Raw genomic sequence first — 14972 nt, 5'->3', positions numbered from 1 at the left:
TAGGAAAACACCCTGGAGGGGTTCCCGAGTGGCCAAAGGGAGCAGACTGTAAATCTGCCGGCTCCGCCTTCGATGGTTCGAATCCGTCCCCCTCCACCATATTTTCTTTTGAGACAATAAGTTCTCTCGAGAATAAAACTTGATTGATGCGTTGGGAAAACTTCACTCAAGCCTCTTCTTGTAAAAGAATAGGAAAACACCCTGGAGGGGTTCCCGAGTGGCCAAAGGGAGCAGACTGTAAATCTGCCGGCTCCGCCTTCGATGGTTCGAATCCGTCCCCCTCCACCATATTTTCTTATGCGACGATAAGTTCTCATGAGAGCAAAACTTGATTGATGCGTTGGGAAAACTTCATTCAAGCCTTCTCTTGTAAAAGATTAGGAAAACACCCTGGAGGGGTTCCCGAGTGGCCAAAGGGAGCAGACTGTAAATCTGCCGGCTCCGCCTTCGATGGTTCGAATCCGTCCCCCTCCACCATATATAGAAAAGCCAGCTCATTGAGCTGGCTTTTTTCATTTCAGAATACTCTAAAAATATCAGAGCATTAGCGCAAAAGAACAAGCCCCTATAAAAAGGGCTTGTGTTTATTGAGACTACAGGGGGTGCTCAATCAAAATGACTCTGGTTTCGTAAGCTCTTAACCTTTGCTTAAACTCAACTAGCTGATTCTCAATGTCTGAATAATTGCCGATAAGATAACGTGCATTATTCAACTCAAGTTCTTGTGGTAATTCACACTCTGCGTCAGCACCATAATAGTTATTCAAACACACCAGAGTCTGTGTAGCACTGCGCCTTTGATAAGCAAAAATGGCTTCGTGCTCGGGTAGTAAGTCTTGATAGTCACCGTCAGTAATAACGGTAATCTCCTTTCTCAACTGAATTAACTTTTGATAGTAATAAAATACCGAATCCTCTTCACTTAAAGCTTGTTCTGCATTGATTTGAGGATAATTGCTGGCAACAGAAATCCAAGGTTCTCCAGCACTGAAACCTGCATATTGGCTACTATTCCATTGCATTGGCGTTCGAGAATTATCACGAGATTTCTGCGCCAGAATCGCCAACATATCCGCTTCACTGACACCATTTTGCTTGACCATAATGTCGTACATATTGGTACTTTCAACATCTCGGTATTGCGAAATATCGCTATACCCTGGGTTCGTCATACCAATCTCTTCACCTTGGTATATGTAAGGTGTGCCCTGCATCATATGTATTGACGTTGCGAGCATTTTGGCCGACTCAACACGGTACTCGCTATCATTGCCTAAACGACTGACCACTCGGGGTTGATCGTGATTACACCAGAACAGTGCTCCCCAACCTTTCCCATTCAAGCCAGTTTGCCAATGGTTAAATACCTGCTTGAGTTGTATGAAATCAAAGGGGGCTTTGGTCCACTTTTCTCCGTTAGGATAATCCGCTTTCAGGTGATGGAAGTTAAAAACCATAGATAACTCTTTGTTATCTAATGACGAATATTGCTGACAATGCTCCAATGTTGTCGATGACATTTCCCCTACCGTCACACTGCCATACTTTTGGAAAACGTCACGGCTGATTTCTTGTAAAAACTCATGCACACGCGGGCCATCAGTATAAAAACGGCGGCCATCACCCACCTCATCGTTTGGGAAATCCTGCTGTTTGGAAATCAGGTTAATCACATCCAAACGAAAGCCGTCCACACCTTTCTCAGCCCAGAAGCTGATAACTTCTTTTACTTCATCTCGAACCAGAGGATTTTCCCAGTTCAGATCCGCTTGCTCCTTAGCAAACAGATGCAAGTAATACTGGTTCGACTTTTCATCATATTCCCAAGCACTGCCACCAAACTTTGACTGCCAGTTATTCGGCACTTCGCCATCAACGGGGGACTTCCAAATGTAGTAGTCACGATAAGGGCTAGCTTTATCTGCCAACGCTGACTGAAACCACATATGCTGTGTCGAAGTATGATTCACAACGATGTCCATAATGATACGAATACCTTTCTGATGAGCCAGCTCAAGTAGGTTATCGAAGTCACTCATGGTGCCAAAATCAGGATTGATCGAGTAGTAATCCGCAATGTCGTAACCGTTATCAATCATTGGTGACTGATAGACAGGCGTTAACCAGATGGCATCAATGCCCAGAGTTTGCAGATAGTCCAGTTTAGAAATAATGCCTTGGATATCTCCGGTTCCTTTTGCGCCACTGTCACAGAAGCTTTTAGGATAAATTTGATAGATAGATGCAGTTTTCCACCAGTCGGATTCACTATTAGCAAAGGCCATTCTTTTCTCACTTACCAAAAATCAAAAACAGAAAAAAGAGTGGCAAAAAGCCACTCATAAAAACGTTATGCTGAAGCGGTTGATAAATCGCCTTTGACTTGTGCACGCTTGTACATTACTAAAGTCAGTGCTGCTGGAACCACAATCGCAACTAACATTGCAACAAGGTAGATACTCCAGTACTGAGGCTGAATAGATAAAATGCCCGGCAGACCACCCACACCGATACCATTCGCCATTACACCAGCACTACCACATACCGCTGCAGCCAAAGCACTACCAATCATTGCGGATAGCATTGGGAACTTGTATTTGAGGTTGATACCGTACATAGCCGGTTCAGTCACACCTAAGTAAGCAGAAATTGCCGCTGGTACAGAAATATCGCGCTCACCATGTTTCTTGCTGATCAGAATAATGCCTACAACAGCTGAAGCTTGAGCGATGTTAGAAAGCGCAATTAAAGGCCAAATTGGTGTACCGCCCAACTCTTGCATCAACTGTAGATCAACAGCGTTGGTGGTGTGGTGAATACCAGTGATAACCAGTGGTGCGTACAAGAAACCAAATATCATCGAGCCCAGTACCGCGAAATCACCCGTCATTGCAGCTTTTGCAGCAAAGGCAACGCCATTACCCAATACACGGCCGAACGGTCCAATTAACGTATGCGCTAAGATAACAGCCAAAATTAATGAAACAAACGGTACAACAACCAGATAGAGATAAGCTGGAACCACTCGTTTTAGGGTGTTTTCAATAAAGGCAAGCATTACACCAGCTAAGATCGCAGGGATAACCTGAGCCTGATAACCCACTTTTTCAATTACGAATAGGCCAAAATCCCAGACTTCCGGCACTTGTTTACCAATCAGATAAGCGTTCATCAGTTGAGGCGAAACCAGTGTCACACCCAAAGTGATACCAAGAATAGGCGTTCCACCTAACTTCTTCACAGTTGACCAACACACACCAACCGGTAGGAAGAAGAAGATAGCTTCACCGATCAACCATAAGAATGAGTGTACACTTGCCCAGAACTGACTGATTTCCGTTAAGGTCTGACCGTCGAACATCTTGATGTCGCCAATCACGTTGCGGAAACCCAAGATCAAACCGCCGGTAATAATCGCAGGAAGCAGCGGTACGAAAATTTCTGCAAGATGGGAGATACCGCGTTCCAAAAGATTCATATTTTGGCGTGCTGCAAGTTTCGCATCGTCTTTTGAAGCGCCAGATTGACCTGTGATATCCAAAAGCACTTTAAACACTTGGTCGACTTCAGTGCCGATCACAACTTGGAATTGTCCTGCGTTAGTAAAGCAACCTTTCACTAAACTCAGCGATTCCAAACCTTGCTTATCCGCTTTTTCTGGTTCATTTAACACAAACCGTAAACGTGTTAGGCAGTGGCTAACACTGGCGATGTTTTCACTACCGCCAACCAATTCAACAAGACGTTCTACATCTTGTCTCGCTATCTTACTCATACCTTTGTCCACCCTGTTACTTATAGCTTTTATATTAGTCTAATTGATAATGGGAACATTCCCATTAAGTTTTCAGTATAGTGGCACATACAAATCAGACTTAAAATGGGAACAGTCCCATAAATTGAGAACGATCACATTAGGCGGTGTTTTTTTCAACAAAAGATATGCAAGCTTTCACGTAAAAACAGAGAAATGATCAAAGCAAGAAGTGGTAAAAGAGAGAAGTGATCAAAGCGAATACTATTCAAAGCGGAAGGCTTTCAAGACGAGAAGCATTCAAGGCGAAAAAAGACTTTCTCGCCCTATTGGTTAATGTCGCAGGTACTCAGAGGGCAGGAACTTGAGTGAGATGAACCAGATGTTGTACATCACCGCTAAGATGCGAAATTAACAGATTCGCTGCCTGCGATCCTGCTTGCCGATAACCAGGATCAACACTGTAGACTTTAGGGAACAAGAAAGTCAGTAACTCATTACCGCCAACACCTGTCACCACAACATCTTCACGCTGACACTCTTGCAAGCGCTTAATCACACCTAACGCTAGGGTGTCACTGGCACAGACGATGGCTTGAGTATTTTCAAACAGTACCTTATCAACCAATTGATAGGCACTTTCGTGTTTCAATTTACCCGTTTGATAACAGGGTGTTATTTGTTGCTTCTGACACCAATCTAGATAGGCTTGCAAACGCATTTCGCCAGTTGTGGCATCTTGAGGATCGACGCCGATAAAGCTGACTTGATTTAGCCCTTGCTGCTTAACGTAATCCAATGCCTGATTGATGATACCGATATTATCGTAATTAATTGAGGAAACCTGCTCAGAATGAGTAGCGATCACCACCGATTTCAACTGCCAAGGTACCAAAGCTTGCGCATCTAAATCCGTAAAGCCAAAAATGATCACGCCGTCCACATTGCGCTTTAACAATACATCCAAATGTTCGTTGGTTTTCTGCCGATCGAACTGACTTTCCATGATCACGACGTCATAACCATGAGCGTAAAAGATCTCAAGCATGCTGCTGACAGAACGATTTTCAGAAGGCGAATCAAGGCGAGAAATAATCACACCGATAACTTTCTGGCTGCCGCCGCGCATCGACTGCGCCGATTTAGAAGGGACATAACCTGATTCAGCAATGACGCGCTCAACCTTCTCTCTAGTTTCAGGCTTCACCTTTGGATCATTAGTGAGTACACGAGAAACGGTAGATTTACCGACTCCGGAAAGTTTTGCGATATCAAGAATGGTGAGTTTTCTGCTCATGAAATATGGTCTGCAAGGTGATAAAAGCGGTGGAAAACCACCGCACTACTTCTACTCAAGGCCATATATAAGCAAAATTTCACTCAATCCGGCAAGTTTTATAAATAATACCTTTGACTTCTAACCTAGCGTCATCCCCTTTCGTGAACAAGGTAACAGGATTCACTACCGCTGAAGTGTGGTCATCCAATATGTACTTCGCTCCAGAGCCGGAAGGAATACGAACCAAGCGATACAGGCTTTCCGAGGTCTTTAACACTGCGTTTTCTTCTGATACGTAAGCTACATCAAACTGCTTCTCATCGTCGCAAAGGTAATGTTGAAAATCACTGTCCCTAACTTTAAGTCCATCGACTTCGGTTGAGCTTGAACACGCCATTAGTGCAGTCAAGGGTAGCGCCACCAAGCAGAATGCGACTAGGATATCGTTTCTATTCATGATGATTCTCTCTTCAAATAATAAAAAAGGCCGCCTAAGCGACCTCTTAATACCAACCCCAGCAATGTCTCAACTACCGATTACTAGTAATGGTATTATTTACGCTCTTTTAAATAGTTAGGCACTTCGCGCAAACTGTCCAGTACAACAGTGGCTAAACTTTCACCTTTTTCAGTCACAGGCTTGCCTGTACGAACTAAGATCTTGGTACCGACTCCGGCTGCTTCTGCGGCCATCATGTCTTCCGCTTTGTCACCCACCATCACAGAGTTCGCCATATCGATCTTCAAAAAGTCACGAGCAGAGATAAACATACCCGGCTTTGGCTTACGGCAATCACAATCTTCTTTATACTTGCCTACACCATACTCGGGATGGTGAGGACAATAGTAGATGCCATCAAGCTCAACGCCATTATCAACGAAGTTCCAGTCCATCCACTGCGTTAATGACAGAAAACGATCTTCACTGAACATGCCACGAGCGATACCCGACTGGTTGGTCACCAATACAAGTAGATAGCCCATTTCATGCAGTGTTTTCGCGGCTTCAAAAACACCGTCGATAAACTCAAAATCATGTTCGTCGCTTACATAGCCATGATCGACATTTATTACGCCGTCACGGTCTAAAAACACAGCTGGTTTCGCCAAAATATTCATCTCTTTAAAGTCAAACTACGCGAATTATTGCACGCTTTATTTCTTTCATCACTATCTAATTACTTAACAGTATCACTCAAACAACCATTTAGACGTCTAGACGTAAAAATATCTATTGACTTGAACTTAGTTAAGCCATAGCATCCTCTACCAAGTTAGAACGAGTTAAATATTTTATTCTGTTGTTGCTGCTTTTTTAGTAATACAAAGGTAACTCGTTACAAAACAACCAAGATTTATCCCTGCGCAGGTTTTTCAATGATTGAGATTAGTCACGTCAACAAGGTGTTTTATCAAGGCACGAAAGAAATCAATGCTTTAAAAGACATCAACCTTAACATCCAACAAGGCACGATCTTTGGTGTTATTGGCTCATCAGGTGCTGGTAAAAGTACGCTGATTCGTTGTGTGAACATGTTAGAACGCCCAACTAACGGTAGCGTTATTGTTGATGGTGTTGACCTTACTAAGCTGAGCTCGAAGCAATTGAGCGAAGCACGCCGTAACATCGGCATGATTTTCCAGCATTTTAATCTGCTTTCTTCGCGTACTGTGTTTGAAAACGTTGCTCTGCCGTTAGAGCTTGCTGGTCAAAGTGTTAGTCATATTGAGAAGAAAGTTTCTGAACTTCTTCAGTTGGTTGGCTTGTCAGAGAAACGTGACACTTACCCATCAAATCTAAGTGGTGGTCAAAAGCAACGTGTTGCGATAGCTCGTGCTCTGGCATCTGATCCAAAAGTGTTGCTGTGTGATGAAGCAACCAGTGCTCTCGATCCTGCGACTACGCAGTCGATTCTTGAGCTTTTGAAAGAGATTAACCGTAAGTTAAACATCACTATTTTGTTGATTACCCACGAGATGGATGTAGTAAAAAGTATATGTCATGAAGTGGCTATCATCGGTGACGGTGAATTAGTAGAGAAAGGTTCTGTGGGTGATATTTTTGCTCATCCAAAAACAGAACTTGCTCATCAGTTCATTCGTTCAACACTGGATTTATCGATTCCTGATGATTACCAAGCACGTTTGCAGCCAACACGAGTGCAAGGCAGTTACCCATTAGTTCGTTTGGAATTTACCGGCGCAACTGTTGATGCACCGTTGATGTCGCAAATTTCGCGAAAATTCAACATTGATGTCAGCATCCTGAGTTCAGATCTTGATTACGCTGGCGGTGTGAAGTTCGGCATGATGGTAGCGGAAATCTTCGGTGATGAAGAAAACGATAACGCTGCAATTCAATACCTTCGTGACAATAAAGTAAAAGTAGAGGTGCTTGGTTATGTCCTTTAATACCATTGCTAACTGGTTATCACTAAACGGTGACCTGCTTTTAACAGCAACTTGGCAGACTTTGTATATGGTAGCTGTTGCTGGCGTTATTGGTTTCGCGCTGGGTATTCCACTAGGCGTTATTCTGCACACGACTAAAAAAGGTGGTTTGCTAGAAAACACTAAGTTGAACAGCATACTTGGCGCAATCGTCAACATTGGCCGTTCAGTACCGTTTCTTGTGTTGATGGTAGCGATTATTCCAGTAACTAAATTGCTTGTGGGAACGTTCATTGGCACAACAGCAGCAATCGTACCTCTAACTATCGGCGCAATTCCTTTTGTTGCTCGCTTGATTGAAGGGGCATTATTGGAAGTTCCAACTGGTCTTGTTGAAGCTGCACAATCTATGGGCGCAACACCAATGCAAATTATTCGCAAGGTGCTGTTACCAGAAGCAATGCCGACCATTCTAAACTCTGTAACGATCACGCTGGTTACTCTTGTGAGCTACTCAGCGATGGCTGGTACAGTGGGTGGCGGCGGCCTAGGTGATGTGGCTATTCGTTACGGCTTCCACCGTTACGATGTGGTGATAATGGCAGTAACCGTTGTCATGCTTATTGTTCTAGTACAAATAATTCAATCAATCGGTGATGCATTCGTACGCCGCGTTGATCACAGATAAAACGATACAAGAATTTCTAACAAGGAGATTACCATGAAATTCAATCTTAAAAGTTTACTGACCATTGCTGCTGCAGCATCTGCGCTTGTACTAGCTGGCTGTGGTGATAAAGAAGCGGATACCAGCAAAGTAAAAATTGGTGTTATTGCGGGTGCTGAAGCTCAAGTAGCAGAAGTGGCTGCGAAAATTGCAAAAGACAAATATAACTTAGATGTTGAACTTGTAACTTTCACTGACTACGTAACACCAAACGCTGCGCTTGATGACGGTTCAATCGATGCAAACGCATTCCAACACAAGCCATACTTAGATCAACAAATTGCTGACCGTGGCTACAAACTGGCTATTGCTGGTAATACATTTGTTTACCCAATCGCTGGCTACTCTAAGCAAGTAAAATCTGTTGATGAGATCCAAGACGGTGACCGTATTGCAGTACCAAACGATCCGACTAACCTAGGTCGCTCTCTGCTACTTCTTGAGCAACAAGGTCTGCTAAAACTACGTGAAGACGTAGGTCTTCTAGCTACTGTTCGTGATATCGTAGAAAACCCTAAAAACATCAAGATTGTTGAACTAGACGCAGCTCAACTTCCACGTTCTCTTGATGACGTAGCGCTTTCTATCATCAACACAACTTACGCAAGCTCTATCAATCTGACTCCAGAGAAAGATGGTATCTTCGTAGAAAACAAAGAATCACCATACGTGAACCTGCTTGTTGCTCGTGAAGACAACGTAAACGCTGAAAACGTACAAACGTTCCTAAAAGCGTACCAAACAGACGAAGTAGCAAAAGCTGCATCTGACATCTTCCAAGGTGGCGCAGTTAAAGGCTGGTAATCGATAACCTTTTGTTATCACTATATAGTTATCAAAATAGTTAAGGGCTCCTATTGGAGCCCTTTTGCTTTTTGGGATCAAAAGATGCTTGTAGGAATATTCCTTTTTCTACCTACAATGGCTTAATTATCGTCATTATTCGCTAAGCTTGAGCACCATTTATTAGACGATTATTTACTCAGCATGCACGACTTATCTCTTTCACTTCTAGAACAAATGAACATCACAGAGCACGAACTCGATCGTCGAAAAGGGCTGATGGACATTACGGAAGAAGATGAAGTCCTGTTAAAAGCATGTGAAGAGTGGTTGTTACCTCTCATCCCTACGGTTGTGCAACAGTTTTACGCACATCAGATAAAAATACCTGAAGTGGCTCTAACTATTGCAGACAAACAAACGCTAGGAGGACTTCACAACGCCATGAAGAAATATGTGGCGGATATTTTCTGTGGTAACTACAACCAAAAGTATGCTGAACAGCGTATAAAAATTGGCAAGGTTCATCAAAGAATGGGGGTAAGCCCTAAGTTCTATCTTGCCAGCGTCCAGCAGATACACTCGTTACTTAATCAAGAAATCAACAAACATTTTGCACAATGTGGTCGCAGCCCGATTTCAACACTCGCTGCACTGCAAAAAGTTATCTATTTCGATAATCAATTTATCTTCGACACTTATATCTCATCGAAAAATCATGAAGTTGATAATGCAAATAAGCAGCTACTTCAGTACGCAAATAGCATAGAAAGACGCATTAAAAAGCGAACCAGAGAGCTTGAAGAACTCTCAATGCGCGATTCTCTCACCGGACTATATAACCAGCGAGCTCTATTAGAAGAACTCAAAAAACTGTGGGCGCTAAGCTTCCGATCTGAGCAACACTTCACCCTGCTCTATATCGATTTGAACAGATTTAAACAAGTTAATGATAATTTTGGACACCTCGCGGGTGACCAAGTGTTGATTGATTTTGCCACTGCCTGCCAAAAGACCTTGCGCCAATCTGAAACAGCAGCTCGATACGGTGGAGACGAATTTATTATTCTATTACCTAACACCAGTATTGATTGTGCAAATGTAGTAGGCCAACGGTTGATCGATGACTTTACACAACGAGTACAACATGACGTAGGGTTAAGTATTGGTGGTGTCTCTTACTATCCTGACTCTGGGTTGAAAGCAGAAGATATTTTGAGTCTCGCGGATAAACATATGTACTCCGCAAAAGCGGAAGCACACAGGACTAACCTCAGTGCAATGAGCTTTGAAGCACGCTGGGACCCTTGCCAAATAACTCACATCGCCTAATACTGCCTCTTCAAAAAAGAGCCGCTGATTTTAGACCAGCGGCTCTTATTGATTGTTCAAACTTGCCAATTACTTCAGATGATCCCAAGAGATATTGGATACGATTCGGCAGCTATCACATTTGAAATAAAAGATATCATGCAGAGGTTCATCCAGTATCCATTCCCCACCACATTTAGGACAAGGGCGAGCTTTTTCATCCGCCAAGCTTTTACCACCAACACGGTATTGATAGTAGTAAGTCGGTATTTTAGTAATGTATTCAATACGTTTACTTAAATCCCAACCACGACGGAATAAGTCACTGTCTACATCGCAAATCTCTTTCAAAGCTGCATGTTCCGCTTTGCAGCCCCCTGCCATTTGTAGCTCGTCACACGCCTGCCACTCTGTCTGCCATTTAACAACTGCCTTATGGTCGCCATTAAACGTCGCTTCATTGCGATAAAGAGGAATCGGCAACAAGGTTTCACCGCTACGCAGTGGAGAACAGGTATGAACATAGGTGGTATAAAGAACCTGCCAGCTAGGTGTTTCTTCTTCCGCAGCTTGCTCAGAATTGATATCTCTGCCAAGCAAGCGAAACTTAGGAGCAAGTAAGCAAGCATCCGCAAGTCGGTTAAAACACACTTTAACAAAATCAGAATGGTTGTTTGGATGAAGGCTGTCTTTTTCAGGACACACAGCACGAACACTAAACTCTCCATCCCCCATGACGATGGGAAACTCACGACCTAGCACCTGACCGTTGTAGCGCAGTGCATCCATCAATCCATTGATCGCTTTATCTACCGCGGTGATCGTGGTGTTATCAAAACATTCAAACTCTAGCTCAACCACGTACATTATGCGTCTACCTCCGGCTCAAGTTGCAGCAGAAAGCTAGCAACATCGTCACTGAGCACTTGGCGATTATCTGTGCCTAATTTTTCGAGAATAACGTTGCCAGTCAGATTACAAATCGATACCACTTCCATTTCATCGTCAGTGGTTGCAATAAATACCGTTGGTTTCTGTTTCAAACGACGCTGCATAACCAGATGACCGAGAATGTTCTCTTGCAAACGTTGGTAATCTTCATCACTCCAAACTTGCAATAAATTAAGAGCATTGCCGTTCCAGCTCGCTGCCATATCCGCACTATATTGAATACCGTAAAAAGCATGAATATCTTCATGCAAAGCAATCTCAATACCGTTCTCGACATTAGTAAGATCAGCGACTTCATCTCTGGCTACAGGCTGCCAATACACACTATTCTCAAACTTTTGCTTAACGCACGGCGAAACCCAGTCCGCCAACTCTTCATTTTCAGGTAAATGTTGGTGTGCGGCTTGATAAGCATCTAGATAGCGCTGACTAAAAGTATGTAAGGCTTCTGCAACAGAATGCGCCATGAAAATCTCCACTGTTCAAATTCGATTGAGCTAACTAGCAGCCCTTTGATGACACAGGCTGCGGTATTGCGTAAAATTCTGTCTATTCTAATCGAATTAAGCATTAAGTATGAGCAAATATTCCGATGCCAAAGAGTTAGCAGGTCTGACTTTAGGTAAAAAAACCGATTACTCACATCAGTATGACCCAACACTACTGCAACCTGTTCCACGTAGCTTAAACCGTGATGACCTGAATTTAGGTAGTGAACTGCCGTTTAAAGGCTGTGATATCTGGACACTTTATGAGTTGTCTTGGTTGAATACCAAAGGTCTGCCACAAGTGGCTATCGGCGAAGTTGCGATCCCAGCTACCAGTGCAAATTTAATTGAGTCGAAGTCGTTCAAACTTTATCTGAACAGCTTTAACCAAACTAAGTTTGAAAACTGGCAACAGGTTGAACAACATTTGATTACGGATCTCTCTGCTTGTGCTGGCGAAACCGTTGAGGTTAAGGTCAAGCCTTTAAGTGATTACACGGCAGAGCCTATTGTCACAATGAAAGGCGATTGCATTGACGATCAAGACATCGAAATTGATAGCTACGATTTCGACGAATCACTGCTAGAAGGTGCTGCGGAAGATACTATTATTAGCGAAACTCTGCATAGCCACCTTTTGAAATCAAACTGTCTGATCACCAATCAGCCGGACTGGGGTAGCGTTGAAATTGAGTATCGAGGTCCAAAAATTAACCGCGAAGCGCTATTACGTTATATAGTCTCTTTCCGTGAACACAATGAGTTCCACGAACAATGTGTTGAGCGTATATTTACGGACATCACTCGCTTCTGCAAACCAGAGCAACTGACTGTATTTGCTCGTTATACTCGACGTGGCGGCCTAGATATCAACCCGTACCGTTCAACAGAACAAGCAGCACCACAAGACAACAAACGTATGGCTCGCCAATAAAAAGGACACAATTAAGGATGGGATATATTCGCTGGAAGCGTTGGTTTTCTCTAGCTCTTTTCTTTTTTTCAGTATTTTCACAAGCGGCAACGTATTCATCACCGACGCTAAACGAAGCTGAAAGCTTGATAGAAATATCGCCACAACAAGCTAAAGAACTCACAAGTGAGTATTTAACCGTAAGGAAGATGGCGGAGAAATCCGAGCAAAACCCATCCACCGTTGCAAGAGACGAAACCGACAGCCGTCTGCGCACGCCTGCGAGCACTGTAGCTGCGATGAAAATCCTCGCACAAGCCGAGTTTAATCTCGGCTATCCGATTGCCGCATTTCGACTATTGGATGACGCTTTTAACACCGCGCAAGAATTCAACCTACCCTATTTACAGTTAGAAATTCAGTTACTGCAAATTCGCCTGCGTTGGCTGGATAACGACGATGTGACTGATGCGCGCGAAAAACTGCGTGATATCACACAACAATACGAATCCATCAGAAGCAAAGATTTCCCTGCTCGTGGAATTGGCTACAAAATTAAACTGTTACGGGCTGAAATAGCATCGAAAGCTAATGATGTTGAACTGGCCAACAAACTGTTTATTGAGCTTAAAGAAGACTTGGAGTTTATCCAGTCTGAAGATACGAAGATCGACTATCACATCATGGTCGGCAGCCATTACTTAGACCATGAACGTTACAACCTCGCGCTCTCTGAACTGCTGATAGCTTACTGGAGCTCTATTGAGTCGAACTCAAGTGCCAGACTGGCAAGAACCAACACATTATTGGCTCAGTTATTCTTTGAGCGACGCGTGTTGGATAAAGCCCTAGTTCACTTATCGGAAGCAGCCGATTTTTACGATAACTATGAGAAATCACCTAAGCTTGCCATGGTGTTAAAACGTATGGGTGATGTCTACTTTGATTTAGGCAAGTACAACCTCGCGTTGGTGAACTATTTCAACGTGATTGATCATGAGAATAATAACAACAATATCGAAAGCGTCATCGGGACTCGACTCAGTCTCGCCGCCACGTATATCCATCTCTATAACTACCCGCTCGCGGAACAGTATTTACAACGTGCCGAAGATCTTCTTCAGTATGCGGACATTCCTCATCTGAAAGGGAAAGCTGCGCTGCTTAATGCAAGCCTTGCGTACCATCAACAGCGAAGCGAACAAGTGATTCTCAATGCTCAGAAAGCATTAGCAATCAGCCAGTCGATTGGCAACCAACATATTGAACAGCAAGCCTATAGCCTGCTCTCTCAAGGTTATGAGCAACTCGGTAAGCATGCTCTGGCGCTTGAAGCCATGAAACGCAGCTACGTGTTGGAAAATCTCCATCAGGAAAAACTCAACCAAATCAGCGAAGATGCTTTCCGTCAGCAAAAAGAGTTTGTCGAGCAAACGCTGCACTTAGTCGGTCAGGAAAACGAACTTAAAGAGACGAAGCGTCAATACTCAAAATTGCAAAAATTGACCTTTACTCTATTTATTGTGGCGGGAGCGTTATTTTTATTAGTTTTGCGTCGAAGCTACGTTATCCAAACTCAAAACGAAGAGATTGAAGAACTCAATACCAACTTGTTTACTCACTCTCGTTCACGCCTGCGCAACTTACGCATGTTGAATGCAAAACTACCGAAATCACTGCAAAGAAGCAGCCAAAACTATGAACTTTGGCATGTTGGTGAACTGATTCATGAACCGCTGAATGACCGTCTTCGTTTCGCCATGATTGACGTACCATTCCTGCGTAACATGTATCTTCAACACGGTTATACTGCTGGCTTAGAGCTAGAGCGAGCGTTTGGCGAATACTTAAAATCTAAAATTGACGAACCGACAAGGCTTTATCATTTTTCTGATTCAAACTTACTATTCATCGAGCCAAGCACTGACAGAGACAGCCCGCCTGAAGAGATGTTTGAAAAGATTCAGCAATGGATTCGAGAGTTTCAACCTGAGCGCAAAATTAACCGAATTATTCGAATGGGGATTACCGATTATCCATTTTTGCCGAGAGCTTACACGGCAATTAACGACAAAGAACTGTTGGATATTCTGTTGATGGCAACTAGTGCTGCACGCGAACTGAGTATGAAAGAAAACTGCTCTCATTGGGTCTATTTGAAAGCGATTGATAATGCTCCTGCTGCCAGCTTTGCATCAAATAACATGCGAAAATCCTGTAAGCACGCCATCAACCAAGGTTTGATAAAAGTCCACTCATCTCACAATAATGAGGAGAATATCAAAAAAATATTAAAAGATGGTTAGTTCCCAGCCGTTTAACAAAGAGATACGATGACGTATCAAATAAATTTGCTATTATCGACAGATTAGTAA

13 protein-coding genes and 3 tRNA genes are annotated in these 14972 nt (G+C 43.2%); 9 read left to right on the top strand and 7 right to left on the bottom strand.

The window, feature by feature from the left end:
- The first annotated feature begins 14 nt into the window (after nt 1-14).
- From AAGA51_RS03900 to AAGA51_RS03890, 3 genes are all read left to right on the top strand, one after another.
- Nucleotides 15-99 (top strand) — tRNA-Tyr (locus tag AAGA51_RS03900).
- 104 nt (nt 100-203) lie between these two features.
- A tRNA-Tyr gene (locus AAGA51_RS03895) sits at nt 204-288 on the top strand.
- Between the two features lie 104 nt (nt 289-392).
- Nucleotides 393-477: transfer RNA gene (locus tag AAGA51_RS03890), tRNA-Tyr, on the top strand.
- A 116-nt stretch (nt 478-593) separates the two neighbouring features.
- Here the strand turns inward: AAGA51_RS03890 and treC are convergent.
- The 5 genes from treC to gmhB all read right to left on the bottom strand — a co-directional run bounded on the left by treC (nt 594) and on the right by gmhB (nt 6143).
- On the bottom strand, nt 594-2285 hold the full coding sequence (gene treC / locus AAGA51_RS03885) for an alpha,alpha-phosphotrehalase (RefSeq protein WP_042488880.1): 1692 nt from the start codon (nt 2283-2285) through the stop codon (nt 594-596).
- A gap of 65 nt (nt 2286-2350) precedes the next feature.
- Nucleotides 2351-3775: a PTS trehalose transporter subunit IIBC gene (treB, locus tag AAGA51_RS03880; RefSeq protein WP_042488883.1), complete on the bottom strand. Its 1425-nt coding sequence runs from the start codon at nt 3773-3775 to the stop codon at nt 2351-2353.
- 328 nt (nt 3776-4103) lie between these two features.
- Nucleotides 4104-5051 carry a trehalose operon repressor TreR gene (gene treR, locus AAGA51_RS03875; RefSeq protein WP_042488886.1) on the bottom strand — a complete coding sequence of 316 codons (948 nt, stop codon included), beginning with the start codon at nt 5049-5051 and terminating at the stop codon, nt 4104-4106.
- A 79-nt stretch (nt 5052-5130) separates the two neighbouring features.
- Nucleotides 5131-5490 (bottom strand): MliC family protein, encoded by a 360-nt coding sequence (locus AAGA51_RS03870; RefSeq protein WP_042488889.1) that lies wholly within the window; start codon nt 5488-5490, stop codon nt 5131-5133.
- 95 nt (nt 5491-5585) lie between these two features.
- A complete protein-coding gene (gene gmhB, locus AAGA51_RS03865; RefSeq protein ID WP_042489142.1) occupies nt 5586-6143 on the bottom strand; it encodes a D-glycero-beta-D-manno-heptose 1,7-bisphosphate 7-phosphatase in 558 nt (185 codons plus the stop codon).
- A 267-nt stretch (nt 6144-6410) separates the two neighbouring features.
- Here gmhB and metN point away from each other — a divergent pair, with 267 nt between their 5' ends.
- The 4 genes from metN to AAGA51_RS03845 all read left to right on the top strand — a co-directional run bounded on the left by metN (nt 6411) and on the right by AAGA51_RS03845 (nt 10266).
- Nucleotides 6411-7445, top strand: a complete 1035-nt coding sequence (metN, locus tag AAGA51_RS03860) for a methionine ABC transporter ATP-binding protein MetN (protein WP_042488892.1) — start codon at nt 6411-6413, stop codon at nt 7443-7445.
- Nucleotides 7435-8112: a methionine ABC transporter permease gene (locus AAGA51_RS03855; RefSeq protein WP_042488894.1), complete on the top strand. Its 678-nt coding sequence runs from the start codon at nt 7435-7437 to the stop codon at nt 8110-8112. Before metN ends, AAGA51_RS03855 begins: the two co-directional genes overlap by 11 nt.
- Nucleotides 8113-8145: 33 nt before the next feature.
- Entirely contained in the window at nt 8146-8955 is an 810-nt protein-coding gene (locus AAGA51_RS03850) for a MetQ/NlpA family lipoprotein (RefSeq protein ID WP_042488896.1), read from the top strand.
- Nucleotides 8956-9138: 183 nt separating this feature from the next.
- Nucleotides 9139-10266: a GGDEF domain-containing protein gene (locus AAGA51_RS03845; RefSeq protein WP_042488898.1), complete on the top strand. Its 1128-nt coding sequence runs from the start codon at nt 9139-9141 to the stop codon at nt 10264-10266.
- Between the two features lie 69 nt (nt 10267-10335).
- Here the strand turns inward: AAGA51_RS03845 and AAGA51_RS03840 are convergent, their stop codons facing one another.
- Together AAGA51_RS03840 and syd are read right to left on the bottom strand one after the other, a co-directional pair.
- Nucleotides 10336-11112 carry a Zn-ribbon-containing protein gene (locus AAGA51_RS03840; protein WP_042488900.1) on the bottom strand — a complete coding sequence of 259 codons (777 nt, stop codon included), beginning with the start codon at nt 11110-11112 and terminating at the stop codon, nt 10336-10338.
- Nucleotides 11112-11663: a SecY-interacting protein gene (syd, locus tag AAGA51_RS03835; protein ID WP_042488903.1), complete on the bottom strand. Its 552-nt coding sequence runs from the start codon at nt 11661-11663 to the stop codon at nt 11112-11114. The genes AAGA51_RS03840 and syd overlap by 1 nt, the downstream gene beginning before the upstream one ends.
- Nucleotides 11664-11772: 109 nt before the next feature.
- Between syd and queF the strand changes: the two genes are divergently transcribed.
- Both queF and AAGA51_RS03825 read left to right on the top strand, forming a co-directional pair.
- Nucleotides 11773-12618 (top strand): NADPH-dependent 7-cyano-7-deazaguanine reductase QueF, encoded by an 846-nt coding sequence (gene queF, locus AAGA51_RS03830; RefSeq protein ID WP_042488905.1) that lies wholly within the window; start codon nt 11773-11775, stop codon nt 12616-12618.
- Nucleotides 12619-12644: 26 nt separating this feature from the next.
- On the top strand, nt 12645-14903 hold the full coding sequence (locus AAGA51_RS03825; RefSeq protein ID WP_174435428.1) for a tetratricopeptide repeat protein: 2259 nt from the start codon (nt 12645-12647) through the stop codon (nt 14901-14903).
- The last annotated feature ends 69 nt before the right edge of the window (nt 14904-14972 follow it).

The sequence above is a fragment of the Vibrio diazotrophicus genome (assembly GCF_038452265.1).
Taxonomy (GTDB): Bacteria; Pseudomonadota; Gammaproteobacteria; order Enterobacterales; family Vibrionaceae; genus Vibrio; species Vibrio diazotrophicus.
This window is presented reverse-complemented; position numbering and strand designations above follow the sequence as displayed.

Coding starts and splice junctions, on each gene's coding strand:
- treC (WP_042488880.1), bottom strand. CDS start 2,285: ATGGCCTTTGCTAATAGTGAATCCGACTGGTGGAAAACTGCATCTATC.
- treB (WP_042488883.1), bottom strand. CDS start 3,775: ATGAGTAAGATAGCGAGACAAGATGTAGAACGTCTTGTTGAATTGGTT.
- treR (WP_042488886.1), bottom strand. CDS start 5,051: ATGAGCAGAAAACTCACCATTCTTGATATCGCAAAACTTTCCGGAGTC.
- AAGA51_RS03870 (WP_042488889.1), bottom strand. CDS start 5,490: ATGAATAGAAACGATATCCTAGTCGCATTCTGCTTGGTGGCGCTACCC.
- metN (WP_042488892.1), top strand. CDS start 6,411: ATGATTGAGATTAGTCACGTCAACAAGGTGTTTTATCAAGGCACGAAA.
- AAGA51_RS03855 (WP_042488894.1), top strand. CDS start 7,435: ATGTCCTTTAATACCATTGCTAACTGGTTATCACTAAACGGTGACCTG.
- AAGA51_RS03850 (WP_042488896.1), top strand. CDS start 8,146: ATGAAATTCAATCTTAAAAGTTTACTGACCATTGCTGCTGCAGCATCT.
- AAGA51_RS03845 (WP_042488898.1), top strand. CDS start 9,139: ATGCACGACTTATCTCTTTCACTTCTAGAACAAATGAACATCACAGAG.
- AAGA51_RS03840 (WP_042488900.1), bottom strand. CDS start 11,112: ATGTACGTGGTTGAGCTAGAGTTTGAATGTTTTGATAACACCACGATC.
- syd (WP_042488903.1), bottom strand. CDS start 11,663: ATGGCGCATTCTGTTGCAGAAGCCTTACATACTTTTAGTCAGCGCTAT.
- queF (WP_042488905.1), top strand. CDS start 11,773: ATGAGCAAATATTCCGATGCCAAAGAGTTAGCAGGTCTGACTTTAGGT.